20 protein-coding genes and 7 tRNA genes are annotated in these 26,544 nt (G+C 30.6%); 21 read left to right on the forward strand and 6 right to left on the reverse strand.

What is annotated here, in order from left to right:
* Window positions 1-103 precede the first annotated feature (103 nt).
* From ACJ6WR_RS17900 to ACJ6WR_RS17920, 5 genes are all read left to right on the forward strand, one after another.
* Window positions 104-1,255, forward strand: a complete 1,152-nt coding sequence (locus ACJ6WR_RS17900; RefSeq protein WP_409416008.1) for a hypothetical protein — start codon at window positions 104-106, stop codon at window positions 1,253-1,255.
* A 179-nt stretch (window positions 1,256-1,434) separates the two neighbouring features.
* Window positions 1,435-2,181 (forward strand): DNA polymerase beta superfamily protein, encoded by a 747-nt coding sequence (locus ACJ6WR_RS17905; RefSeq protein ID WP_409416009.1) that lies wholly within the window; start codon window positions 1,435-1,437, stop codon window positions 2,179-2,181.
* 6 nt (window positions 2,182-2,187) lie between these two features.
* The gene (locus ACJ6WR_RS17910; RefSeq protein WP_409416010.1) at window positions 2,188-4,188 is read left to right on the forward strand and encodes an ATP-dependent nuclease; all 2,001 of its coding nucleotides are present in this window, start codon (window positions 2,188-2,190) and stop codon (window positions 4,186-4,188) included.
* Complete coding sequence (locus tag ACJ6WR_RS17915) at window positions 4,185-6,209, forward strand: UvrD-helicase domain-containing protein (RefSeq protein ID WP_409416011.1); 2,025 nt, start codon at window positions 4,185-4,187, stop codon at window positions 6,207-6,209. The genes ACJ6WR_RS17910 and ACJ6WR_RS17915 overlap by 4 nt, the downstream gene beginning before the upstream one ends.
* A complete protein-coding gene (locus ACJ6WR_RS17920; RefSeq protein ID WP_409416012.1) occupies window positions 6,209-7,267 on the forward strand; it encodes a DNA polymerase beta superfamily protein in 1,059 nt (352 codons plus the stop codon). Before ACJ6WR_RS17915 ends, ACJ6WR_RS17920 begins: the two co-directional genes overlap by 1 nt.
* A 57-nt stretch (window positions 7,268-7,324) precedes the next feature.
* Here the strand turns inward: ACJ6WR_RS17920 and ACJ6WR_RS17925 are convergent, their stop codons facing one another.
* From ACJ6WR_RS17925 to ACJ6WR_RS17940, 4 genes are all read right to left on the reverse strand, one after another.
* Entirely contained in the window at window positions 7,325-8,113 is a 789-nt protein-coding gene (locus ACJ6WR_RS17925; protein WP_409416013.1) for a sensor histidine kinase, read from the reverse strand.
* A complete protein-coding gene (locus ACJ6WR_RS17930) occupies window positions 8,110-8,598 on the reverse strand; it encodes a hypothetical protein (RefSeq protein WP_409416014.1) in 489 nt (162 codons plus the stop codon). Before ACJ6WR_RS17930 ends, ACJ6WR_RS17925 begins: the two co-directional genes overlap by 4 nt.
* 162 nt (window positions 8,599-8,760) lie before the next feature.
* Window positions 8,761-9,435, reverse strand: coding sequence for a hypothetical protein (locus ACJ6WR_RS17935; protein WP_409416015.1), 675 nt, complete (start codon window positions 9,433-9,435; stop codon window positions 8,761-8,763).
* Between the two features lie 5 nt (window positions 9,436-9,440).
* The gene (locus ACJ6WR_RS17940) at window positions 9,441-10,070 is read right to left on the reverse strand and encodes a response regulator (protein WP_409416016.1); all 630 of its coding nucleotides are present in this window, start codon (window positions 10,068-10,070) and stop codon (window positions 9,441-9,443) included.
* 227 nt (window positions 10,071-10,297) lie between these two features.
* Here ACJ6WR_RS17940 and ACJ6WR_RS17945 point away from each other — a divergent pair, with 227 nt between their 5' ends.
* From ACJ6WR_RS17945 to ACJ6WR_RS17965, 5 genes are all read left to right on the forward strand, one after another.
* On the forward strand, window positions 10,298-12,271 hold the full coding sequence (locus tag ACJ6WR_RS17945; protein WP_409416017.1) for a hypothetical protein: 1,974 nt from the start codon (window positions 10,298-10,300) through the stop codon (window positions 12,269-12,271).
* Between the two features lie 66 nt (window positions 12,272-12,337).
* Window positions 12,338-12,733 (forward strand): hypothetical protein, encoded by a 396-nt coding sequence (locus ACJ6WR_RS17950; RefSeq protein WP_409416018.1) that lies wholly within the window; start codon window positions 12,338-12,340, stop codon window positions 12,731-12,733.
* Between the two features lie 256 nt (window positions 12,734-12,989).
* Window positions 12,990-13,931, forward strand: a complete 942-nt coding sequence (locus ACJ6WR_RS17955; protein ID WP_409416019.1) for a multicopper oxidase domain-containing protein — start codon at window positions 12,990-12,992, stop codon at window positions 13,929-13,931.
* A 17-nt stretch (window positions 13,932-13,948) separates the two neighbouring features.
* Window positions 13,949-14,374 (forward strand): hypothetical protein, encoded by a 426-nt coding sequence (locus ACJ6WR_RS17960; protein WP_039113998.1) that lies wholly within the window; start codon window positions 13,949-13,951, stop codon window positions 14,372-14,374.
* Between the two features lie 41 nt (window positions 14,375-14,415).
* Window positions 14,416-15,885, forward strand: coding sequence for a tyrosinase family protein (locus ACJ6WR_RS17965; RefSeq protein ID WP_409416020.1), 1,470 nt, complete (start codon window positions 14,416-14,418; stop codon window positions 15,883-15,885).
* 204 nt (window positions 15,886-16,089) lie between these two features.
* On the opposite strand, the gene ACJ6WR_RS17970 is transcribed toward ACJ6WR_RS17965, so the two are convergent.
* The gene (locus ACJ6WR_RS17970; protein ID WP_409416021.1) at window positions 16,090-17,418 is read right to left on the reverse strand and encodes an SWIM zinc finger family protein; all 1,329 of its coding nucleotides are present in this window, start codon (window positions 17,416-17,418) and stop codon (window positions 16,090-16,092) included.
* Window positions 17,419-17,424: 6 nt separating this feature from the next.
* Window positions 17,425-20,529 carry a DUF6493 family protein gene (locus tag ACJ6WR_RS17975; RefSeq protein WP_409416022.1) on the reverse strand — a complete coding sequence of 1,035 codons (3,105 nt, stop codon included), beginning with the start codon at window positions 20,527-20,529 and terminating at the stop codon, window positions 17,425-17,427.
* An 839-nt stretch (window positions 20,530-21,368) separates the two neighbouring features.
* Between ACJ6WR_RS17975 and ACJ6WR_RS17980 the strand changes: the two genes are divergently transcribed.
* The 11 genes from ACJ6WR_RS17980 to ACJ6WR_RS18030 all read left to right on the forward strand — a co-directional run bounded on the left by ACJ6WR_RS17980 (window position 21,369) and on the right by ACJ6WR_RS18030 (window position 26,345).
* Window positions 21,369-21,569 (forward strand): hypothetical protein, encoded by a 201-nt coding sequence (locus ACJ6WR_RS17980; protein ID WP_409416023.1) that lies wholly within the window; start codon window positions 21,369-21,371, stop codon window positions 21,567-21,569.
* A gap of 71 nt (window positions 21,570-21,640) precedes the next feature.
* A tRNA-OTHER gene (locus ACJ6WR_RS17985) sits at window positions 21,641-21,711 on the forward strand.
* Window positions 21,712-21,733: 22 nt separating this feature from the next.
* A tRNA-Asp gene (locus tag ACJ6WR_RS17990) sits at window positions 21,734-21,806 on the forward strand.
* 203 nt (window positions 21,807-22,009) lie between these two features.
* Window positions 22,010-22,080: transfer RNA gene (locus ACJ6WR_RS17995), tRNA-His, on the forward strand.
* An 8-nt stretch (window positions 22,081-22,088) separates the two neighbouring features.
* A tRNA-Pro gene (locus tag ACJ6WR_RS18000) sits at window positions 22,089-22,160 on the forward strand.
* A gap of 203 nt (window positions 22,161-22,363) precedes the next feature.
* A tRNA-Leu gene (locus ACJ6WR_RS18005) sits at window positions 22,364-22,436 on the forward strand.
* Window positions 22,437-22,498: 62 nt separating this feature from the next.
* Window positions 22,499-23,068, forward strand: coding sequence for a DUF5565 family protein (locus tag ACJ6WR_RS18010; RefSeq protein WP_409416024.1), 570 nt, complete (start codon window positions 22,499-22,501; stop codon window positions 23,066-23,068).
* A 188-nt stretch (window positions 23,069-23,256) separates the two neighbouring features.
* Window positions 23,257-23,327: transfer RNA gene (locus ACJ6WR_RS18015), tRNA-His, on the forward strand.
* A gap of 8 nt (window positions 23,328-23,335) precedes the next feature.
* Window positions 23,336-23,407, forward strand: a tRNA-Pro gene (locus ACJ6WR_RS18020).
* A 219-nt stretch (window positions 23,408-23,626) separates the two neighbouring features.
* Window positions 23,627-24,412: a hypothetical protein gene (locus ACJ6WR_RS18025; protein ID WP_409416025.1), complete on the forward strand. Its 786-nt coding sequence runs from the start codon at window positions 23,627-23,629 to the stop codon at window positions 24,410-24,412.
* An 835-nt stretch (window positions 24,413-25,247) separates the two neighbouring features.
* A complete protein-coding gene (locus ACJ6WR_RS18030) occupies window positions 25,248-26,345 on the forward strand; it encodes a slipin family protein (protein ID WP_409416026.1) in 1,098 nt (365 codons plus the stop codon).
* Window positions 26,346-26,544 lie beyond the last annotated feature (199 nt).

A 26,544-nucleotide genomic window follows, 5' to 3' on the forward strand; every position in this document is an offset into this window, starting at 1 on the left:
TTTGTGGTTTTTTATTTGTTAATTTGAAACTGTGTTGCGAATAATAATTGCCAAAAAATCAATTAAATTTAAAAATTTTAACAGATAAAAAACAGATTCATTAATGACTTGTAAATCAGTATACTTTCAAAGTAATAAAATAATTCTTCTAGTATTTATTGTCCTAGCATTTTCATGTAAAAAAGAAGTAAAAGCAGTACATAAAAAGAGTATTAAAGACACAGTTTCTGCTGTAGAACCTGAGGAAGAAAAAGTAATTCCGACCGAAATAGAAAGTAATTTTCTAAAAAGACTTATTAAGGAAGAGATTGGCACCCAAAAATATAAGGAAATGCAAATATCCGAATCGCCTTATTATGTTGACTTTGCAAATGATGGCGATCCGTATACGGTTTCATTTTCAATTTTTGAAAAACGTGATTTTAATAATGACGGAATCATTGATTATGTAGTTAACAGATCATCTGAAGGAATGTTGGGAGGAAATGCAAACACAAATCGAGATTTTGTTTTCTATATTATGAAAGATGAAATTAAGGAGAAAGAATCGCATAGTATTCTGGGATACGCACCTTTTTCTTATAATATAATTGACGAAGCAAATTTTGTTGGAAATAAATTTAAAATTAAGGTTACACAAAATTTCAGAACGTATTCTAGTGCGGTAGAAGATTTAAAATCTACTTCATTATCATTTATATACAAGAATGGTAATCTATATGAAGAATCGTATTTGTCAAGTTGCAAATTGGCAAAATTAAAATCGAAAACTATTTTTAATGATATTACGGGAGTAGAAAAACGTACCAGAAGTATCGAAATGCATAATTATACCGAAACTATTGAAGAAATATATAAAAAGAATGATACTCTTATTAATGCAAGTGTAGGAGGTTGTGATAATTTAATATTAGAGTTTAATACGTTTTATAAAGTAGAACCAGATAAAATAGATAATACTGAATTTAAAAAAGAAGCTGCCTTACAATTATTAGAATTTTTAGCTAAGAATACGCAGTTTTCAAAAGAAATTAATGTTGCAATAAACTATTATCAAAACAATCCTTTAGACAACGAATATATCGAAAAAATAAAAGGATACGGATTTAGAGTTTTAATTGATAAAGACGACGACCGCAAAGGAGAATTAAGGTTTTTAGTTCAAATTGATAAAATTGATAACCCCTATCAAAAAGAGAATTGGGAAATTGCAACACGCAATAAAAAACCAATAAAAGTTGATGATGAATATTAGTTTTTGTTAGGAACAAAGAGGCAGAGTTGCAAAGGGCCAGAGGATAAAACTTAGCGCCTTTGCGAGATTACAAACGAACCCAAAAGCAAAAAAAAAACTTTGCGCCTTAGTGACAAAAAAATCAGGTATTTGTACTGGGGTTATAGGCTATTTGTTTTAATTACATTTGAAAACCAACCATGAAAGAAAAAATACTTAAAAAATTAAAAGAAATAGAAAACGATAAACAAGTCGAAATACTTTTTGCTTGCGAATCGGGTAGTCGCGCTTGGGGATTTGCTTCTCCTGATAGCGATTACGATATCCGTTTTATATACAAACACAAACCAGAATATTATTTATCGCTTTGGGAAAAACCAGATGTTATTGAGTTTATGACCGAAGATGATCTTGACGGTTCAGGTTGGGATTTGCGGAAAGCCGTAAAGTTATTATCTAAATCTAACGCACCTTTGATAGAATGGTTGTTTTCGCCTGTGGTGTATTATAAAAACGATGCTTTTTTACAAGAAATGCAAATGTTTGCCAGAGAATGTTTTTCGCCAATAGCGACTTTACATCATTATTTAGGAACAACTAAAAATTTCATGGATGTTTGCGTAATGGAAGAAGTAAAACTAAAAAGTTACTTCTATGCTTTACGAACTGCTTTAGCTGGGAAATGGATTATAGAAAACAATACTTTTCCGCCAGTTGCTTTTGCCGATTTATTGCCAATTGCACCACAAAACATACAAGATAAAATAATAGAATTGCAACATATAAAAGCCAACCAAGACGAAAAGTATTTACACCCAAAAGAAGTTTTAATAACTAATTTTTTGTTGGAAACAGTACAATTTAATCAGGAAAATGCAAGTGCCTTGGGAAGTGGAAATAAGATGAATGAGGAGTTAGATTTGTTTTTTAGGAAAATGATTAAATAAAAATATATGTATATAAGTAAAATAAAAATTAAAAATTTCAGATTATTAAATGATACTACTCTTTTACTAAATGAAGATAAAAAACAAGAATTATCTCTTTTGATTGGAAGAAATAATAGTGGGAAAACTTCATTCATAATGCTTTTTGATAAGTTTTATAGAAATGATAGTTTTAAATTTAATTTCTATGATTTTTCAACATCATTGCGAGATCAAATTTTTAAGATAGATGACACTACAGTTATTGAAGATTTATCTATTCAGATGATTCTTGAAATAAAATATGATGCTAAAGATTCTTTAGAAAACATATCTGATTTCATTTTAGATTTAGACCCTACTTTAAATGTTGTTAAAATTCTATTTGAATGCTCAATTGATAAAGATAAATTAGTTAAAGATTTATCGCAAGTTAAAGGTGATAAGAATAAGTTTATTGAAAAGAATTTGTCAGATTATCTAATTAATAAGAATATATATGTTTTTGAAAATGAAGCAGATTTAGAACCAGCAAATAGAGGAAATTTAGTTAAGAAAGATATTTCGTCAATTAGAAACTTAATTAATTTTCAAGTTATTCATGCAAAAAGAAATGTTTCAAGTTCTGAAACAACTGGGAATGGTAAAAGAGCTTTATCAGAAATGACTACCCAGTATTTTAATAAAGAACATAAGGAATCATCTCTTGACTTTTTTGAAATTAATGAAGCAATATCTACGATGGATTCTACTTTAGATGAAAAGTATAAGACACATTTTGAGCCATTTTTAGAAAATGCTAAAAAATTTCTTGATATAAAGGATTTAAAAGTTGTTTCAGATTTAGAGTCTAAACAACTTTTTACTAATCATTCTAAAATTGTTTATGGTGACGGCTCTAATAATCTCCCTGAAAATCTAAACGGTTTAGGATATTTAAATATTCTTTATTTATTGCTTCAAATTGAAGTCAAAAGAAAGTACTTTTTAGATGACAAAAAAGATATTAATTTATTATTTATTGAAGAGCCAGAAGCGCATACTCATCCACAAATGCAATATGTCTTCAGTCAAAAAATTCAAGATATAATAAGAGAGATTAATCAAAAAGTTAATTTACAAACTTTTATTTCTACACATTCTTCACATATAGTTTCTCAATGTAATTTTTCAGATTTACGTTATTTTAAACTCAAGGACTCAAATATTAACATTAAAAATTTTTATACAGATTTAGAAATTAAATATAAAGGTGAAGAAGAATATTTTAAATTTTTGAAACAATATTTAACTCTATATTCTTCTGAGCTTTTCTTTGCTGAAAAAATTATTTTTATTGAAGGAACTACAGAAAAAATGTTATTACCTTACTTCATTAGTCAATATGATAAATTGGTCGTACATCCAGAAAACAAAATATCATCACAGAATATTTCTATAATTGAAGTCGGGGCTAATTCAAAAGTATTTAAACATTTTTTAGAATTTTTAGAAATTAAAACTTTAATTATTACTGATATAGACACAACTAAATTACAAACTATTCCTGCTACGCCAACAACTAAATCAAGTTCAAGTAATAATGCTTGTCCAGTAATAGAGGGGGACAATAGTAGTAACTATTCCATTAAAGAATTTTTAAATATACCTGATAAAACTAAAACAGCTGATATTGCCGAATGGTTTAAGAAACTTAAATCTAATTCACTACAAGACGACTCTCATTACATTAAAATTGCTTATCAAATTGAAGAATTAGGATATCATGCTAGGAGTTTTGAAGATTCATTCATTAGCTTAAATTTGAAAGATATAGTAAAGTATAAAGATGATGGTATTCGTGGAATAGAGAATAAAACTGAACTTATTGATTCAATAACAGATTTTTATGCTTCAACTCAAAGGATTTTAAAGGCGAATGGAAAATCAGATTTTGCGTCATCAATTTTATTTTTGGCATTAACGGGTAAAGTGGAATGGAAAACTCCATCATATATTGTCGAAGGATTAAAATGGATAGCTAAATGAAACCAATTGAAAAAATAAAAGAGGTTATTGATAATAATCAAAATCCTAAACTAAAATTTGAGAATTTTGTTTTGCAAGGTGGTGCAGGTAGTGGGAAAACAGAATCATTAAAACAAATTCTTGAATACATTACTGAAAATTATCCTGATAAAAAAGGGGTTTGTATCACGCTTACTAACGCAGCGGTTGAAGAAATAAAGGCTAGAGTTGGAGAAAAAAAGAACTTTATCGTATCTACAATACATTCATTTTTAAATGATTTAATAAAAGACTACAAAAAAAATATTCATGAGGTAATTTTTGAAATTTTTAAAGTTGAAGAAATGACCAGAGAAGTATTGATTGAAGGTGATGATGAAAAAGAGTATAATATAAATGAACATGAAAAATTTAAGAAATTATATGGAAAATATTCAGGAATGTTATTTACTATAACGGGAGAGAAAACATCTAAAGTTGATATTAAAAAGAAATATGAAGAAGATCCAATTAAAAATAATGAAGATTTAAATCAAAAAATAGAAGAACTAAATCTAGAAATATTAAAACAAATTAATTTAATTGATTACAAGAAAGTTCGATATAATGAAACTCGTTATAATAATTTTAAAGAATTGTCTTTTGGACATGATGAATTATTACATATAGCTTCTTTATTGTTTAAAAAACATGAATTATTAGGAAAAATTGTTAGTGATAAATTTGATTTTATATTGATTGATGAATATCAAGATACAAATAAAAAAGTAGTTGATGTTTTTTTAAACACATTATCCATAGGTAACAAAACAACAATTGGATTTTTTGGTGATTCTATGCAAGGGATTTATGATGATGGAATTGGAGATATTGAAGAAGAAATAGCAGAGGAGAAATTAATTAAAATTGAAAAAGAAGACAATTTTAGATGCTCTGATCGAGTAATTGATTTTATCAACACAATTAGAAATGATGGTTTAGAACAAGAATTAGCTCTAAAAAATGAAGAAACAGCGGACAATAGACAAGGAAAGGTTAAGTTGTATTATTCTATTTATGAAAATAAACCAAATGTTTTTAGTAGTATTGATAATAAAAATAGATATTTTGATACTCTTAATAAATTAATTGCGGAGAGCTCAGTCGACAATCCTGAAATTAAAAAATTAATGCTAACTAATAAATCAATTTCAAACGAATTAGGTTTTAGTGTACTTTATCAAATTTTTAATGACAGATATCAAGAAGTTAAAGAGGAAATTGAAAAAACATTAGGAAGAATTCAATTAATTGATTTATATGAACTCTGTTCAGCTTATAAAAATAAAGACTATAATTTTGTTCTTACCAAATTAAAAAAAGGTGGTTTTAAGCTGAAGACTTTAGAGGATAAGATTAAGATTAATAATATTTTTAATGAATTGTTAAATTCCAAAGAATCTGTAAATAATGTTTTAAATATTGCATTTGAAAAGAACTTGATTAATAAATCCGATTCATACAAACGGTATATTGCTAATAAGGATTCTTTCCTTGAAAATTTGAAACAAGATGAAAGATTTCAACACTTAGAATCTTTACATATTGATGGTGGAAATACAGCGGTAAGAATGATTGCCAAAGATACGTCAGTTTCAGATGAAGAGTTTGTAGAGTTTGATAAGAATCGAAAAAAGAAAACGTTTTACACTGAATTGTTTTCAGAGCGATTAAAATTTTCCGAAGTCTTAAATTATTATAATTATATAGATGAAAATAGTGTGTCGAATTACATTACGATGCATAAAACCAAAGGCTCTGGAATTGAAAATGTTATGGTTGTAATGGATGAATATTTTTGGAATAAGTATAATTTCAAATCAATTTATGATGTTAATGAGCAAGATTTAATTAAAAAATCAAGAAACCAAAAACTTTTTTACGTTGCTTGTTCCAGAACAATTAAGAATTTGATTTGTGTTAGATTAGTTTCTGATGAAGAAGAGGAAAATCAATTATTAGCTTTTTTTAAAGGATTTGAAATTGAAAAAGTAAATTTATAATGACCATCCAAACACTAAAATCCCAAAATCTAATCCTTTTCGAAGTTATCTCGGGAAGTAAATCTTTTGGGTTAAATACACCAACATCTGATACCGATATAAAAGGTGTTTATTATCTGCCAAAAGAAAAGTTCTTTGGACTAGATTATATTCCGCAAATAAGTAATGAAACCAATGATGAGGTTTATTATGAAATTGGGCGTTTTGTAGAGTTGTTGCTGAAAAATAATCCTAATATATTAGAAATTCTGGCTTCGCCGGAAGATTGTATTTTGTACAAACATCCGCTTATGGATAATTTGAAGATTGAAGATTTTCTATCTAAATTATGCAAAGATTCTTTTGCGGGTTATGCCGTTACGCAAATCAAGAAGGCAAGAGGTTTAAACAAGAAAATTGTAAACCCAATGCCAAAGGAAAAGAAAAGTCTTTTGGATTTTTGTTATGTCCTAAAAGGATATGAAACGGTTACTTTGTCTAGTTTTTTATCAGAGAATAATTTAAAGCAAGAACAATGCGGTTTGGTTAATTTGCCTAATTCGAGAGGTATGTTTGCGTTGTTTTATGATCAGGATAAAACTTTAGGTTATAAAGGAATTATTCAGAAAGAAATGTCGAATGAAGTTTCACTTTCTTCTATTCCTAAAGGTGAAAAGCTAATAGGGTATTTATCTTGCAATCAAGACGGATATTCTAAATATTGTAAAGAATACACCGAATATTGGAGTTGGATTGATAAACGAAACGAAGACCGTTACAATACTAACCAACAACATGGGAAAAATTACGATAGCAAGAATATGATGCATACCATCCGACTTTTGCAAACTGCCGAACAAATTCTGGCAACAGGAAAATTAAATATCAGAGTTCCCAATCGGGAAGAATTACTCGATATAAAAGCAGGAAATAAAGAATATGATGCTTTACTAGAAATGGCAGATAATTTAATTGTTTCTATCGAAAATCATTATAAAACCTCAACTTTTCCTGAAAAACCAAATGAAGAAAAAGTAATAAAAACTTTAATCAAGATTCGAGAAGAACTGTATAAATAAGTACAAAAAAATGCGCAAATCACTTTGCGCATTTTTATTTTGCGAAAAATAATAATCCTAAAAAAAATACACAAACAATAAATGGGAACCTTTTTGTACAGGAACGATCTGAAAAGTTCCATTTATAGCTTCCATTCGCAAAGACATATTGGTCAAACCATTTCCTTTTTGGATAGTGTCTGATAATCCAATACCATCATCAATGACGGTAATTTTAAAAGAAGAATCGGTTTGCTCAAATTGTATATGGATGTTCTTTGCCTGACTATGTTTGTATACATTATGAACTGCTTCTTTAACTACTAAAAAGAGGTTTCGTCTTGCTTTTACAGATAAATCTGTTTCTTTTTCAAGAATCTTCAAATCCAATTGTAAAGAAATTGAGGTTTTATCCAAAAAGCGTTTGACATATATACTGGTGTATTCTATAAAATTGTCGATAGTATCATTTTGAGAATTCAAACTCCAAAGGATTTCTCGCATGGCTAAATTCATATCTTCGGAAGTAGTTATAATTGCTTCTAAATCTTCTGAATAACTTTCCTTAGGCATTTTATATTTTAAAAACTCAGCTTGAAGTTTTATAGCCGAAATTCCGGCACCTAAATCATCATGCATATCTTGTGAAATGCGTTCTCTTTCTAATTGAATAGCTTTTTGGCGTTCTAATTCTTTCTGCAATAATTGATTTTTGAATTCACTTTCTTTTATTTGATCTTCTTGCTGCTGAATCAATTGTTTTTTATTGTAAATGAACACCATCATAATTATAAAGCACACAAATAACAGCATTATGATAATGGCAATAATGTAGGTAAGTTTTATTTCGTGTGGTAGTTCGTTCATTTATTTAGATCTTTTGCTATTGCTTCATATTTCAAAAGCGCATAATAAAATAAAGCGTACATAATTAAATTTACTACAGAGCCTATTTTTCTTAAAATGCTTAAGAAAAACTGGTCTTCTTTTTCGAATAGATACATTGGCGTAAATCTAAAAATGATATAAGTACTCCAAAAAAGTAAAGCGGTTGCAATCCAGAAATTAGGATCATTTGTAATTTTACCTTGGACAGGAAGTTTTAATTTTTGAAAAAACCATAAAATAGCACTGAAAATATAGAATAGAGCTACCAAGATTCCTAATTGAGGTAAAAACTTCTTACTTAAAATATCAATAAAAATTAAACAGTAAGATAAAAGAAGAAATGAAACGAATAATCCAATTCGTTTAAAATTTCCGACATAAATTCTTGAAAAGTAGATTCCAAAAAAGAGAATACAAAATATTGCATATATATTGAAATAAACAGCAAAGTCAAATTGTTTCAAATGTGTTTTGATTATTCCAAAAATTTCTAAACTAAGAGTAACAATTAAATAAAATGCTAAATAGTTTTGAGTTCTAAGTGAATGCTTAGAACCCAAAACTATAGCTTTGGTTGTTGTGATAATTAAACAACTTATGTACAAGAGTAGAAGTATCTCCATATTTTAAGGATAAACCGTTCCGAAGTCGTAGCCAATGCTATTTAATTCTTTTTTATTTATACCTTCCATAAGTGTTAATGTGTTATGAACACTTATACCGATACGATCATTAGTATCAGCGGTATGGTCTTTAAAAACGAAAAAATTAAGCATAAATTTTTTGCTGTCAAAAGTGTTAGAAAGTAAATTTCTGATCATATATCTGATTACATATTCAATTTCATATTTTATAAATTCAGTACATTTCTTGTTTGTAGAGTCGCTTATTAATTTTGAAGTTGTCTCTTGGAAATTTTTTTTATAGTGTTGAAATGGTTTTTTTTTACTTTCTATAAGTAAACCTTTATCATTTAAAGTCCAAAAGAAATCAAAATCATTATCAACTGTGAGGTCTTCAGTAATTTCTGAATTTGAAAATGAAAAACCAATATTTACATCTAAATCTTTACCTTCTTTTATTAAATGAATTTTTAAATACTTAGCGCCCTTATCAAAAGCTTGATTGATTACATCTATAAAACTATTATTATCTATAAAAACTCTATTTTGAATTTTTATTTTTTTTTGAAGGTCTTTAAATGCTAAATCATATTTTATTTGCGTATCTAGATCAATTTGTACTATAAAAGGTTCAAGCTCTAAAAATTCAAATAATTTTTGTAATTCTTCTTTGTCCATAATTTCTAGTTTTTGTGGTTAAATTTATTAATTGCTTCAATTTTATTACTTACCTGTAATTTTCTATAGATATTACCAATGTGTTTTTTGATGGTATCAATTGTGACATTTTTCTTGTCAGCAATTTCTTTATAGAGTAGTCCTTGTGCTAGTAATTCAAGAACTTCTTTTTCGGTTAGGGTAAGTAATGATAAACTTTGTACTTGTACTTTCGATTCCTGAAAATGTTGTAAAACACGCTTTGCAATGGTAAAACTCATTGGGGCACCTCCTTTATGGGCTTCGAGAATTGCTTGGATAATTTTATCCAACGGGTCTCCTTTTACAAGATAACCACTTGCACCTGCACGCAAGGCTGAAAATATTTTTTCGTCATTTTCAAAACTTGTACACATTACGAAAGTGGTACCTGGCATTAATTCTGTTAGTTTAAAAACAATATCGATACCTGATAAATCCTGCAGTTGAATGTCCATTAAAACCACGTCTGGCTCTGAGGCTTCTAATTTTTGCAAAGCATTTTTACCATTAAAAAATTGAGCGACACATTCCATGTCTTCTTGAAAATCGATGATGTTTTTCAATGCCTGATTGTAATTTTTATCATCTTCTACTATGGCTACTCTTATTTTCATGGCGTTACATTTTCTTTTACAAAGTTGGGATATAAGCCCATTGAGCGCAATTACCCTTTTGGGTGATATTTGAAATTAAACTAAACCAAATGTGAAATTTTAACAATTAATAAACTTACAAAAAAAATATAAGAAATTAATAAAATAAAATATCACCCGAAAGGGTAATTGATTGGTATACTGCTGTCTAAATATATTTGGAGTATTAATTTTAAAACATAGAAATCATGAGAAAATTATTTGCCCCCTATCCAATACTTATAGTTGTAATGTTTTTTTGCAGTTGTAAACCTCTAAAAACAGCAATAAACAATCAATTTCCTCCACTTTCTACAATTGATCAACAATATGCATCTATTGAAAGAAATCTTGTAGAAATATCGGACTTTGAACCACACGTAGGAATAAATATTGATAAAGACATTGTCTTAAAATATTTACCTACAGAAATCAAAAATGAAGCAGAATCAATCGATGATGAAAACATTATAATTCAAAATATTGAACCAAAAGTATCTTTGGACAGGCAAGGTATTCTTATTGAAGCTGATTTTTCAATTCTTGTTCCAAAAAATGATGTAGAAATTAAAATTTTAAATGAAAGTGCAAAAATAAAAATTCCGAAAGAGAGCATAGAAATCAAAGGATATTTAAACGGTTTGACTGCAGTTTCAACTAAATCAGATTCCTTATATTTAAGAAGCGCAGTAAATTCATTAAAAGTAAAGAGTATAAAGTTTACAAAAAAAACAAAATTACCAAAAGAAACTTTAGCAAAATTAATTTCTCCAATTCTTAAAAACTACATAGAAAATTTAAATGGGGCTTTTTTTAAAAAACCAACAGTAATCTATACTGGTTGGGGGGAGACTTACAAAGTGAGTCTCAAAAAAATATTTAAAGACCCAAACACAGAAGTTACAGCAGACTCATTAACAGCAACTCGATTTATTAAAAAATCTTGCATTCGTATAAAATCTGATGGCATTTCAGTAATGATTGAATTGATGAAAGATAAACCAATAATGGATAGATTAACTACTCCAGCAATTACTCATAAAACTGACCCAGAATTGACAAAGATATTTAATACATTCAATGAAAAGTATGATAGTACGTGGATAAGTATTTTTGAACCGATTAATATAAAACATTTAGCAGTTACAAATATTAGCAAATTAGAAATTTCAAATATTTTAAATGAGACTTTGTCTAAGCAAATAGTCTTGAAACAAAATTTCATTATTCCTGAGGCGACATTTAATGAAAAATTAGAAGTAAAAAAAGCAGATATTGATTGTCAAAAAGTAAGAACAGATTTTAATTATCCTAATTTTAATGGAGATAACTGTGATTGGAATTGTATGCATACGATAAAAATTGGAATTTGTCCAGTTTGCAAAAGAGTAAGAGTTGAAGACCCCATTTGCGCTGCAACAAGGAAAGCTTGTAGAATTAGAGTAGAAGCGGAAAGAGTCGCATGGCAAATCGCTCGTGAAACTGCCCGCATTGCTCATCAGGTAGAAAATGAAGCAAAAGTAGGTGCATGTAATATTTGGAGAGAAACGACAGGTATTTTAGCTTTAGGGAGATTTAAAGGGGATGTATCAGGAAGTGGAAAAGCAACTATTAATTTTACATCTTTTAATTTTAATTCTGACCTTTCAGAAATCATGCTAAAATATTCCGGAGGAGTTGATGCAAAATTAAGAGCTAATTTGGAATTAAAACCAATTGATTTAGGGAATATCTTTTTTTGTTTTACCAACTACGATAAAAAGACGTCCAGTAATATAAATGTAGATATTCCAGAAGTTACCTCAAAAATATCGATTACTCCAAGACAAGAAGGAGAAGATTTGTTTTTAAATATTAAAGTAGACAAAGTTCGATATAATGCATCAATAAATCCTAGTCCATTACATAGTTTGCTTTTAGACCCAGAATTCCAATTAAAATGCCCTATAAGTAATTTATTAAACTTGGTTACAGTAGGTGTTGGTGCTGGCAATTTTTTAGACATGGTTAAATTGGCACCCGAGCATGAGCTATTACTACTTGGAAAAGTAAGTGGCAGTTATGGTATTGATGCTATTGAAATACCATTTAAACCAATTACTTTCAAAATAAATGGAGAGAAGAAAAAATCTTTAATATTTTGGAATAACAAATCATTCCAGTTTGCATATTTTAAACCTTGAAGAATAAATAAACTTAACAATTCTTTTATACAAACTCGACGAATATATAACTAATAAAAAACTACTATGAAAAAAATTGATTTAAATGACCCTAGACTAAGAGGAAAATATTATGAAACTAACATTGAAGAAACTGAATTCTCTATACCTCCACGAGATTTTTTAGAGCTGGGAATTGAAAAAGCTGATGATGATTTAAGTTCATTTATTTGTAATAATACTGGATGCAATAATCAAGTTAAAATTACAGATCGAGGAAATGCAGAATACGCATGGTACTATTTAGACAATGTTTCGAATAGGGACACTACTGTTACCATTGAAAGAAGATGGATATATCAAGGTTCTTGGCAACGTGAAACTGTACAGTGTAGATTATATCCAGGAGAAACAAGAGAGGTTTTTAGTTTTCCAAGGAATCAAAACCCGATGTGTTGTATTCTAGTTTGCGCAATAACATAATTAAAATTGAAATAATATTTTTAATTATGATTCGACAACAATTGTATAAATAAAAACAAAAATCGCCCAATATCAGGGCGATTTTGTTTTATAATAAAGAATCTAAATCCCTCTTTTTCTTTCCTAAATGTAGTTTGAATTAACTTTATTTTAACTACAAAATCAGGTGTTTATACGCTGTTTTTTACTTTCAAATAGCTCTAAATTTGATTATAATATCAAATAATTGATGTTAGGTACTAATTTGAGTTTAGAAATGGAAAGACGGAATAAAATCATATTAGTATTTTCTTTTTTGTTCGTTAGTACATTTTTGTTTTCTCAAGATGAAAGATTAATTATTGGGAGAACAACGGGGAAATTGACTATTAACAGCAATTTAAAAATAAGAACCTTTGGCTTTGCAAACTCGCTTTCGGGGCAAGTTACTTTACCAGGATCTTATATTGATGTAAAGGTAGGTGATAGTGTAAATATCGATTTTTGGAATATTTCTCAAGGTAATCCTGTCTCTTTGTATTGTAAGGAAATCGAATTCTTGCAACGGAATAAGGAAAAGGAAATAATGATGAAGAAAGAACCTGTTCATCATATGGAACATGGTTTTTATTCTTTTCAGGCCCAAAAAGCAGGAACCTATCTTTATTATAGTCCCGAGAATTACCCTTTTAATCTTCAGGCAGGAATGTTTGGAGTTGTAGTTATACGCCCAAATGAGAATGATGTCGCAGCGGTTAAACCATCGAGCGAAGTACTCTGGTGCAGTTACGAAATAGATACAAAATGGCATACTGATGCTATTATGGGAACAGAATACGATTATACAAATAAGCCAATAATTCTTCCCATTTATAAGCCCAATTACTTTTTTATTAATGGTGAAACAGTTCTTAAAAATAAAGGATTACAATTGGTTATAAATAAAAAAGAACTAGTACTCCTTCGTTTGGTTAATGCTGGATTATACCTTCATGAAATAGTGTTTCCAGCCAATACAAAACTTCAGTTAGTATATGGAAATGAGACTAATGTAAAGGTGTTTTCTGATGGATATAAAGTACAGCTTCAGCCGGGTGAATGTCTTGAATTGCTCATTTCATTGGAAAACGTAGGGGAGAAGGAATCTATTATGTATCATTTTATAGATCCGATTTCTAATAAGGAATATTACAAGGCTACTGTTCCAGTTTTCTATTAAAATTTAAAAAGCTAGTTATGAAAAAAATATGCTGCTATCTTATTCTTCTTTCTTTTTCCTTCACGTTTGCGCAAAACAAACCCACTTTTTCTGTGGTTGGTAATGCAATAAATAAGGAAAGTTTATTGAAAAATAAGCGACTTGATGTTTCAAAAATTAAAGTCGAAAATATTTCTAATAAACCCATTTTCCTTGTTTGGGAAACTGTCTCTAATACATTTCCTAAAGAATGGGATTGCTCGATGTGTCAGCATGGAGCTTGCCAGATAGGAATTCCAAAAGGATCGGTTTTTAGTAAGCTAAATCCAGATCAGCAAGGATTTATTGCTATTCATGTAATTCCAGTGAACAAAATAGGTAATGGGACTGTGAAATTTAAAATTTATGACAAAGCAAATCCTGCTTATTCTAAGATTTTAACTTTTGAAGTCGAAGTACTTTAATGTAAATAAACAATTGAATAATTAACCCTAAATCTAATAAAATGAAAAAAATTACTAACTTATTTTTAATTATCCTGATTACAGGTTTATCCTATGGTCAGAGCAAAGCCAATGCGAAATATACGCGTTGGAATGTTAATACGCCCAATGGAAAAGCAAATCTTGAAGCAATGAATGTAGCCTTCAAAAAAATGAGGGAAATGGGTTGTGAGAAAGGTATTTCCTGGTATTATCAGGGAGCGATACATAATGTTCCAGATACAATTAATGGAAAAAATAAACTTTGCCCAGAGTATCAAACTATTGAAAATAAATTATGGGCATGGGCCGATTGCACACATAATGGATCTGAAAGTGCTGCTTTAAATTTTCTGTTATGGCATAGAATGTACATTTGGTATTTAGAAAAAATTGTTCGCGAATTATCCGGAAAAGCTGATTTTGCGCTCCCATATTGGAATTACGGAAGTACACAAACGGTAGATAACATTCTGGCGGAAGAAGTAAGAGATCCATCAACTTCTTTGTATGCAAAAGCAAGGTATACTATTCTTAACAATGGTAAACCAATACTTCCTAATCAGCTTAAGGATATTCAATTGGCACTTGCGGAATTACAAAAAAATCCTTCTTTTAGCGGAACGGGCGGATTTAGTAAAAATATGGAACGTGCTCCGCATGGTTATATGCACAATCTTATAGGAGGGGTATATGCAATACCTAATAGTGAAACCTATTATAATGAAATATTCCAGACAAATACTTCAGGTTTAATGGCAAATGTAGAATCAGCAGGGTTTGATCCAGTTTTTTGGCTACATCATAGTATGGTCGATCGCGTTTGGGAATCTTGGGATGTTTCAGAATATGGTCAGCGCCCGACATTAGAACAGTTAGAAGCTAATTCTTGGCCTTATGAGTTTATAGCTCCCAATGGAGATCGTATTACCTATACGATGAAGGAAGTTTACGATATCGTTTTTAATCTGGATTATAAATATGATAATTTACTTTACGGATCTAAAACTCCGGTTGTAGCAGCAAATGAGACAAAAGGAAAAAATAAAATTGCATTTCAGGATGCTAAAGAAGAAGTTATTTGGGAACAGAAAGTAGGGAAGGTACTTGGAGCAACTGGTTTTACTCAGAAAGTAACCAGTACATTAGCAAAAAGCACAAATAAAGCTTTTAAAAGTATTAATTCTAAGATACTATTAAATCTGGATGTAGTAGTTTACAAAGAACCTAAAGATTATTACACCGTTTATCTTCGTTATGCCGGAAAGCCGGATATATATGTTGGGACAATGACTTTCTTTGGAGTTGCTCATGATCACGGAATGAATAAGAATCATGCGACAGCAGAAAGCGGGATAAAACTTAATTTCGCCTATTATATTTCAGACAATTTATTAGATTCTGATAAAGATTTTGAAGTTATTATAAAAAAGAGTGGAGGCGGAGATGCTAAAGTAACACTAGAAAAAATTAGTGTAGTAAAAGCAAACTAAGACAGAAGCTAAAAAATAAAAAATCGCCCGCATCAGCTATCGTATGGACACAAGTACAAAACAAACAGGAATTTCAAAAACTAAATCAATCTATTAAGATTTGTGCAAATTCGTGAAATTCGTGTTCAAAATTGTTTACTAATATTTGTGTCCAAACAGTAGTTTTATAAGGGCGATTTTTTTATAAAAGTAAAATCTAATTTCTTAAGAAATAGTCATTTTTACACCCAAAATGTGTTTGCAAATTCCTCTTTTTCCTTGGTAGGCAGTAAACCAATCGCAGGTACATCTTTGGTTAGCTCCTTCGATAATTACTTTGTGTATTACGCCCGAACCTTTTACTTTGGCTTCGATATAATCGGCTCTGCGTTCTACAATTTCGATATCCTCATTATCAATTAATTTTTTGGCATTTTTTAGCCTTGGATTTAAAGATAAAATACGCTCGGTTTTAAAAGGAAGACGTCGGTAAAAATGCGCTTTTTCGCTTAAATCATAACCCAATAATCCCATCGACGATAAATTTGAAGTAAGATTGTCCATAGTACCAAAATCGATATCATTTTCGATAGAAAGCATAGTTGGGTCAAAAGTTTCATTCGATTTTAGCAAACTATTTAAACCATAAACCCATTCTATAGGTAAGTTTTCGGTCATGGTTTCTAATACATTTCCTTCACCCGAAAATCCGCGGTAAGAATCAGGAGAGAATGCCATTAATAACTGCATTTTTCCAAATTCTGAAACTATCGCACAAGTTTGTTTATCTGAGGATTCATAGATGTATATTTTATCTACAATAGCCAGAATACCTTCTAATAATCGTAGTCGTTGCACTCCGCCAATTCGTACACTATCATTTGTAGCCAGAGTCGAGAACATAAATTTCCCTGCTCTTTTGGTAATAAAAAAATCTCCTTTTACACTTCCTTTTGGTAAACTTTGGAATAACTGAATCGTCTGGATTTTATTCAATTCATATTTTACATCCATATCGGCAAGATAAAGCTGTACACTTGTTAAGCCTTTTATCCATCGCATAGGTAAGGTTACTTTCTTTTCGGTAACTTTTGCTTTGGTAGTAATAACCTGTACTTCTTGCTGACCAACGGCAAGGGCCACTTTTTCATTTTTTTGGATGGCGTTCAGCGCATTCAGCATCGGATCATTAAAGTCGACATTGGTAGTTCCGTTGGCAATAAACTCTCCATCTATAGCTTCGGGTTTCATATCCAGTCTTACATAAACACCATTGCAGGACGAGAAACCTTCAAAACGCAATCGTTCAGCTCCTGCCGATACAATAGGATCACGAAGACTTGGCGGAACTGGACCAAAACTAGAACGAACTACTTTGGCAATTGTACTCCAGCATTTTGCGGTAACATAAGGATCAGTCAAACTTCCCCAAAAGAAACACGGTATATTATTAACTTCTTCAATTTCGGTTTGATGTGCCAAAATCAAATTATTGATTCCTTTGGTTTTACTGTAAGTCGAAATTCCTTTATAATTATATTCTAAATCTGTCATTTTTCTTTATTTTAAAATTTGCTTAATCAATGATTTAAGCGAAGCATTATCTTTCCATTGCTCAAAGAAAACAATTGCTTTAGATGATGGCTTTTGGTTTGTTTTGGTTAAAACATCAAGATAATTCTCAATTATTTTCTTGAAGTTTGTAGGTAACTTATCTTTTAGATCGAGATTCTCAAAAAAGGAATTAAACAACTTCAATAAAGCATCGTTATGCAATGGCGAAACATCTTTTATAGCAATTAATCCATCTACCAATCGCAAGAATACACCATATTTTCCAGATGCGAGGAACGCCAGTTTCTGAGCAAATAATTCCATATCTATAGCTTGTTTTTCGACCAAATTAATCAAAACTTCAGAAGCCATTAATCGGATATCTTTCTTTTCCTGAAAGAAACTACAAGCATATAAAAGCAATGTAGTATCGGAAAATTGAAACTCAGGACGATTTATAATATCCAGAAAACCTTTTAAATCTGGTTTTGCACCATCTCCTGTTCCACAATTATGCAATAATGTTATAGCGAGAGCATCCCCATTTTGTGGCATTAGGCTATGCCAATAATAAGTATTCCCAGCCGAATTGAGTAAATAATCCCAACTATTTGGTCGCTGATATATATCTAGACTGTACAGTAAATAATTCGGAATTTTTGAGTAATTAGGTAAATCGAAACGTAGTTCGTACCAAGATGGCGTTCTTTCTTTTTCTTTGGTTTGATAATTAGTCCATTCGTTCCATTTTTCTTTAAATCTAACTTCAGGTACAAATGGAGCAGCTACAAACGGAACATCTTTTAGATAGGTATTTTCAAATTCGGTAAAAGATTCATTAGGATAAAAAGTTCTTGCTGCTACAGCCCAAAGAGATAAAAATCCCGTTTCTTTGGTCGTTTTTCCCATTGTTGCCAATACTTTTGAAAAAAGAGATTCAGAACCTAAGTTTAATTTTTCGCTTACTCCCAAACAAAAGGATAATAACTGTTTCAGTTCTCCTTCTACTTTATCTAATAAAGGAATGGCGCTTTCGACATTTTCTCTTGGCATTCTAGAGATTGCAATACTTAAATCCAATAAATCAATTTCTTCGTTTGTATTTTGGTATGCAATAACTCTTTCTAATAAAACCTTTGGTGCAACCCAATACGGTTTATGACTAGGAAAAGAAATTAGAGGTAAAGCAGAGTTCTCGTTTATTTTTTGCTGTACTTTAATCAGCAAGGATTGCATTAATAACAGCGTATTTATTTTGGAATAATGTTTATGCTTACCATTGAATTTGCTTTCGATGTTTAAAATTTTTTCCATCAAAAAGGTTTTCACAAAATCTTTGTTTACACTTTCAAAATAGCTTTTTTGTAGTTGTTTAAAATATGGTTGCAATTGTGTCGAATAATCAGATGGGAATAAATCCCTTTGCGTGATATATACGTTCAATAGAATTTCGGTGTCCAGAACTTCTTCAGATCCGATGAAGTTCCCAAACTGAAATACGATATCATTCCAATCATTAGGAAGCTGAACTTCGTCGATAAGGACATCTTCTTTTTTAGGATTAAATGTGTATTCTTCAAGTGCTGAATCATCAATAACTAAAGCATTATCATCAATAAATTTACTCAATCCCGATTTAATATTGCCTTGCATCAAGGTAGTGTAAGAAGATAATTTTTCTTTAAGAACTGCATCTTTTTCGGTTGCAATTTTTACAATTATCTTGCTCGCTCGTTCTTGTAAAGCCAAATCTGAGATTACAAAAACATCGGCAATAATCGAAGTTATGTTTTTGTTTAATTTAGGATTCGATTTATTTAATTTTTCCAAAATAGGCAACACGCTTTTTATGGCAGCTTTGCAATCACTACGCATCATTAAAGGTTCAAGCCATTCAAAAAAAGATTTTGTTTTAAATTTCGGATGCTCATATATTTTCTTAACAAGCTCAATTCCGTAACTTGTTATAGGTGGATAGGCATTATGCAAATAAGAGAATATATTCTCCTGATGGATAATAAGTTCATCTGCGGTTACATCAAATTCTTCTATTCTTTTTCTGAAAAAAGATTTTAGGTTATTGTTCCATTCTTTGGTTTGAATCAGGATAGCATTTTCGATAAAAAACGCGCGGTCCATCTTTTTATCGTCTAATAAAGATTTATAAATAACTGCCCATGTCTGGAATTCATCATGTTTTTGAGTATCATTATCTCTAAAGAAATTATTATGAAGAGTTGTTTCATAATTAAACAACTCTGGAATATCCCTTTGATAGGTTAATTTGTCATTTAATGAATTTTCGATGAATTTTCGAGACTTCATCTTTGCGCGCCATTCATTAGTCGCCGCCAGAGTTAAAGCGTATAATTCAGGATTAAATGATAATAAATCGTGTTCCTCAAGTTTACGTAGCGTATGATAATTGAAACCAACCCAGTCTTGTTTTTTTATTTTATCCAAAATAAAAGCTCCCAACCAATTTGGTTTTGCCCACAACAAAACATCCAAAACTTGTTTCTTTTCGTCTATTTGATCAAGTAAATTTAAAGCTTCATCCCAGGAATTAATATCTGTTTTATCGAATATTGCGATGGCACTAAGTGTAATGATTTCTTTTTGGTTTTGATCTCCGCGAGTTCCCCAAGAAGATCCCCAACTGTTATTGGTTTTGTTTTTCTTGAGATATTCTGGTTCTTTAGATAAATCTACATATTGTGTCCAAAACCTTCTATTTTTCTTGATATGTTTTTTTAGAGCTTCAATATAACCTTTTGATTTTTCCTTTAAAAAAGGCAATACTAAATCAATATTTTTAGATTTTATAATATTGTCGTATTCCTGTAAAACTTCATCAGAATTGGAACTTTTAGCCGTTTTTGGTTTTGGAGCTACAGTAACGTCACCATTTTCTGAATATCCTTTTTTTATTTTTTCTTCCAATAATTTTTTTGCAACTCTCAGGCATTCTTCATCAGTAGCGAAGCTCTTTGTTTGGGATGTTCCAGAAGTTCCGTTTTTACCATAAGTTACTGCAAATTCAAATCCTGTAACTTCTATTTGCCAAAACTTATCGGAATTTCCATCTATGTATTTTAGGTGTTTTTTCATGCTATTTTATTGACTTGTATTTATAGATTCTTGTATTTGTATACTCTCAAAAATATAAAATTAATAAAGCATAAAGGGTGTTTTTAAATGAAAATTTTGGTTAAAATTGTTAGCTGAATGATAATTATTTCAGGACTAATTATATAGATATGATTCGTTTAATGTAATTCCTAGCGTAATATTTAACACATAGAAACATAGATTTAAATTTAAAACTTAAGATATTTTTTAGAAAATCATGGTTTTTCCGCATAGTTCTTTGCGCTTTATTTTGAGTGAAAGGTCTTTTTTACACTTTGAAAACTATGTTTCTATGTGTTAAAATATAATTATATTAATAAAAGACCTACATTTGCCCTCGAAATGAAAATAAAAAATCTACATATTAATCTGTCTTTAAGACAAAATAGCGACCGTTTAGAGGGATTTTACCCTACTAAAGGCTATGGATGTGGTATGTATTTTATAGAATTGAAGTGTAAATTGTAGTTTCAAATTCAACATAAAAATATAAAAGCGTCCTGATATCGGGACGCTTTTTTTGTTTTAAAGCATTTCGACTTCGCTCAATGTGACAATTAGGGTCGCTTAATGTGATAAAAATGCAGCTCAATTTGCTAATAATTGGATTGAAAATAGACTTTTAAATAAAATAATTAAAAAAATAAAGGATCAAATGTTTAATGATTAAACCTAATAGCGAAATATAATCTTGAAAAGTAATCTAATGAGAGACAGTCATTTGATACAATTAAGAATCTGCCTAAGTATGCGGACAGGGATTTTTATGGATTTTATTTAAGCTTAATTATTTGATTGTCAGTAAAATAAATTAAAAAATGATTTGGATAATTGATTTTTTAGACTTTATCTTTGCCGAAGAAAATCTGGAAAACGAATTTCAAACCAGAACAATGATTTCAATATATAATACAATACATAAAATGGATTTCAAACATCACACATATAACGTACAACTGCTAAACCCGAGTTTCGATCTTGGTTTTATTTCAATACAGGTGCATAGATACTGGCATTAGGATAGGTATATCTTATTGAATCTTATGAAGCACCTTTAATCGGGTGCTTTTTTTATGCTCAAAAATTAAATGATTTTGTATTTCAATTGGTAGAAGGGAGGTTAATTAACCTTGAATGAAGGTTCGAGCCCTTCCAAAATCACAAGTGTTCTCTAGAAGGAACTGGCTCATTGGGGTTACTGGCTAACCTTCCCGACTGTCTCTCGGGAGAAACGGGTTCGACTCCCGTATGAGCCGCTATTTTTTTTAAAGGTTTTCGAAGGTTCTCGAAGGCTCAAAGGAGCAGAGGTTCAAAGGGGCAGAGGTTTTAAAACTTTGCGGCTTTGCGACTTTGCGAGAGATTGACAAAGTATAATGCGCAAAATTATTTTCACGCAAAGACGCGAAGTCGCAAAGAAAAGAACCAAAGCTTAGTGGCTTCGAGGCAGAATATAAAAATGGTGTTTTTAGTTTATTTGGTAAAATATCGGACTGTGAATCCGAAGAACAGGGTTCGATTCCCGAAAACACCCAAAATAACTGAGAAGATAACGGTGGTTGTTTACCCGCCTTGGACGCGGGAGGTCGTAGGTTCGAACCCTACTTCTCAGACAGTTTTTTTTAAGGTTCAAAGGAACAAAGGAGCAGAGGTTCAAAGGAATTGAGCTTCAAAGATTTTAAAACTTAGCTACTTGGCGTCTTTGAGAGAGATTGACAAAGTATAAAATTATTTTCTCGAAAAGACGCAGAGACGCAAAGTGAAAAGAATAAAATTAAGTTTTTAACCTTGGTTACATTAAGATAAAAACAATTATGCAGGAATGGCGGAATGGTATACGCGGCTGACTTAGAATCAGTATTCTGAGAGTTCGAATCTCTCTTCCTGTACAAATAAAAGAATTGATACTGTTTAAACTAAATGCCTTTAGGGCAAATTAAAATAATATAAGATGAAAAAGATAAGTACACTATTTACGAAAGACCCAAATGATTTAGGACGGGTAATTGATAAAATTAATGCAGAAAATAAATGGGTTATAAACGGTGATGCCATTGCAACCAGAAAATTTGATGGTACAGCAGTCGCCATTATAAATGGAGAATTGTTTAAAAGATTTGATGCGAAAAAAGGTAGAGCAATTCCTGTAGATGCTATTCCTTGTCAAAATGCAGATTTAATTTCGGGACATCATCCGCATTGGTTAAAATGTAACCGCTCAAAATCTGAAGATAAATTTTTCTTTGAAGGTTTTGATAATTTGGAAACTAAAACTGATGGTACTTACGAATTATGTGGTCCCAAAGTTCAAGGTAACCCTGAAAATTTAGAGAGACATACTTTAATTAAACATGGTAGTGAAGTGATTGACTTTTCAAGTTTAGCATTTGATGATTTAAGAGAGTTCTTATCAGAGAATGATATTGAAGGTATTGTTTTTCACCATATTTCAGATGGTAGAATGTGCAAATTAAGAAAATCTGATTTTGGAATTAAACGATTAAAATTAGAAGAAGCTTAAAGAGTTTTGTCACGAAGGCACAAAGGTTCTCAAAGGAGCAGAGGTACAAAGGGGCAGAGGTTTTAAAACTTTGCGCCTTTGCGAGAGATTGACAAAGTATAATGCGCAAAATTATTTTCACGCAAAGACGCGAAGTCGCAAAGAAAAGGAATCAAAGCTTAGTGGCTTAGAGGCAGAATATAAAAATGGTGTTTTTAGTTTATTTGGTAAAATATCGGACTGTGAATCCGAAGAACAGGGTTCGATTCCCGAAAACACCCAAAATAACTGAGAAGATAACGGTGGTTGTTTACCCGCCTTGGACGTGGGAGGTCGTAGGTTCGAATCCTACTTCTCAGACAATTTGTTAAGGTTCAAAGACGCAGAGGTTCAAAGGTTCAAAGAGTTTAAAGCTTTGCGGCTCTGCGACTTTGCGAGAGATTGACAAAGTATAATGCGCAAAATTATTTTCACGCAAAGACGCGAAGTCGCAAAGAAAATGAATCAAAGCTTAGTGGCTTAGTGGGCTCGTGACAGATTAAAAGCTTAAATTATAAACAACATTAAATTATTAAAATCATGAAACAAGATTACAATAGAATTGCTTTAGTAGGTATTGAACAAGAAGAATATGATACTATAAAAGCAAGTTACTCAGGACACATTATCTGGCATCAGTCTATACCAAAAATTATAGTAAAAGAGGAAGTCCTTTATATGGAAAAGGCAAATGGTATAGGTATGTTGCCAGTAGATAAAGTAGTCTATTATGGTATTTATGATAATGATTTTGATTTTATTTCCGGTTTAGCCATCTGGAAAGGTGCTTGTTATCCTAATGCTGCTGCCATGCTCGACTGTCGATTTAAAATTCCTTGTTTGGTTAAAGCTTTATCTCTTTCAAGATTTAGCGCACCTCGAGGATTTATAAGTGCAGGAACTTCTATAAATGTTACAGAAGATACTGTTGCTAAATGGGGAAATTGGCATTGTGGCGAAAACAAACATCGTTTTACTGGAGAATGGGAAAGTGAGTTTACAGCAACTACTGAACCTTATTATGATGGAGAAGCTGTTCGTATAATGATGATAGGTGATAGGTATTGGCAAATTAAATTAGAAGGTGATACTTGGTTAAAATCTATTCATCCTGATCATGCTGGTTTTATGACTGTAGATCCAGATTTGCTTGCAGATACTTTGCATATTAAAAACACTTTGCAAATGGATATGATTGGGAATGATTATATCGTTGCAAAAGATGGTTCTAAATATTTATTAGAAGTAAATCATATTCCTAATATAACACGATTTGAGGAAGTAAGACAAGTCTATTTATCGACTATAATTGAATGGATAAAATAAGATTTTGTATTACGCAGAATAATTGCGTAGTACAATTTGAATATTTGCTCAGGAAATAAAACACGTTCTTTTAAATAAAATAAATATAGAAAACCATAGACTAGATTGTTTATGGTTTTAAAAATATCAAACGGGTCTTGTTGCGTGTTTCTGTATAGCACCATTGTAGGGAACTTTTCGCGAAAGCGTATTATGTTTTTCTATGCAACTTGATTTGGAGGTTTTGATGGTTTTCCAAAAAACTATCTCACTCTATCGGTCGTGGGTTCGATTCCCACTCACAGCAATGTGATAGTTCAGTTGGTTAGAACAATAGAAAGTTGCAGGTTCGAATCCTGCTCCGAATTCTGACTCGGATAGACAATTGGTAGTCAACAGACTTTAAATCTGTATTTAGAGGGCATCACTCTTAAAAAGATGCATAGCCAAAGAAAACTGATTTGTCTTTGTCTGTGAAACTAGGATTGTAAAGTCCAAAATTTCACACTCATGATAAAACCAGCGCGAATAGTAATGTGTTTTGAAAGACTCATATTCTTTTCGATTTGATTGTTTGAGTGATTTTTTTAGAATTTAGAATCGCTTTCACAAAATAGAATCGCAAAACAATTGGAGTTAGCAAATAACAAACTATTCGTCCGTTTTTCTCGGAGGAGAGAGACAATGAAGTTTTTTTATTTAAAGATTAGAGAAAATAGATGCAAGAGAATAGAAGTAAGATAGCTGAGATTAGAATATAGAAGCAAGATTTTAGAAGCAAGAAAATAGAAAATATAACTAAGTTTTTTACCGGTTAGAAAACATGAAACCAAAAAAACTTTAAATAAAAATAAAAATGATAAATAGAATTAAAATTAATGCGTACCAAGTAGGTTTGGTATTCGAAAATAGAAAATTGAGAGCAGTATTAGAAGATGGTTCTCACTGGATTTTGGGTAATAAAAATGTTATGATTTTTGATATGGGCTTGTCATTTCAAGCGCCATACGAGTTGAATATATTGTTGCAAAATGAAGCATTAGCTTCAATGTTAGAAATAGTTGAGGTTGCCGATAATGAAATTGTATTGCAATTTGTAAACGGTAACTTTAAAGAAGTTTTAACCGCTGGTAGATATGCTTTCTGGAAAGGTGTTGTAAAAAATGAATTTACTAAAGTAGATTTATCTAAAATTTATATCACCGAAAATATTCCAATGAATTTATTGGAGAATGCTAAATTGAGGTTGTATGCAAGAAAATTTATTGTTGCCAGCAATGATAAAGCATTGTTGTTTGTAAACGGAACTTTTACAACTGAATTAAGAGCAGGAACTCATTATTTTTGGAATAATGCAATTACTATCGAAGTAAAAACGGTTGACGCAAGACAACAACATGTTGAGATTTCTGGGCAGGAATTATTGACAAAAGACAAAGCAGGATTGAGGATTAATTTCTTTGTGAGATACCAGGTTGTTGATATCATGAAAGCTTTGGTAGATAATAAAGACTTTGAAAAACAATTGTATGTTGCCATGCAACTTGCTTTGAGAGCATTCGTAGGAGGTTTAACCTTAGACGAATTGTTAGCCAAAAAAGATACGATTGCCGATGCAATTTTGGATGAAGTAACAACTAAAATCAATGAGTTGGGATTGGTAATTTCTGATGCTGGAATCCGAGATGTAATCTTACCAGGAGATATGAAAGAAATCATGAATCAGGTTTTGGTTGCCGAGAAAAAAGCGCAAGCTAATAGTATTATGCGAAGAGAAGAAACTGCCGCAACAAGAAGTTTGTTAAACACAGCAAAGTTGATGGAGGAAAACGAGATGTTGTGGAAATTGAAAGAAATGGAATATGTTGAAAAAATCGCTGATAAGATTGGAGAAATTACCATTTCTGGTAGCGGAAACGTCATTGGTCAATTGAAGGAAATCTTCGTGAAATAAAGACTCTTTTAAATGAAAGAGAAATTTAATTAAGATAAAAAGCAGATAATTTTTCTATCACATAGAAACATGGATTTTTATTCTAAAAGAAGAGAGTCTAAGATAAATACATTTCTTTGGCATAGTAACTATGTGTGTTTAAAATAAGTGAAACGTCTATTTTGTGGGCAAACCAAAGCTATGTTTCTATGTGTTAGAA

Origin of the sequence: Flavobacterium sp. PS2 (assembly GCF_046250155.1) — a bacterium.
GTDB lineage: Bacteria > Bacteroidota > Bacteroidia > Flavobacteriales > Flavobacteriaceae > Flavobacterium.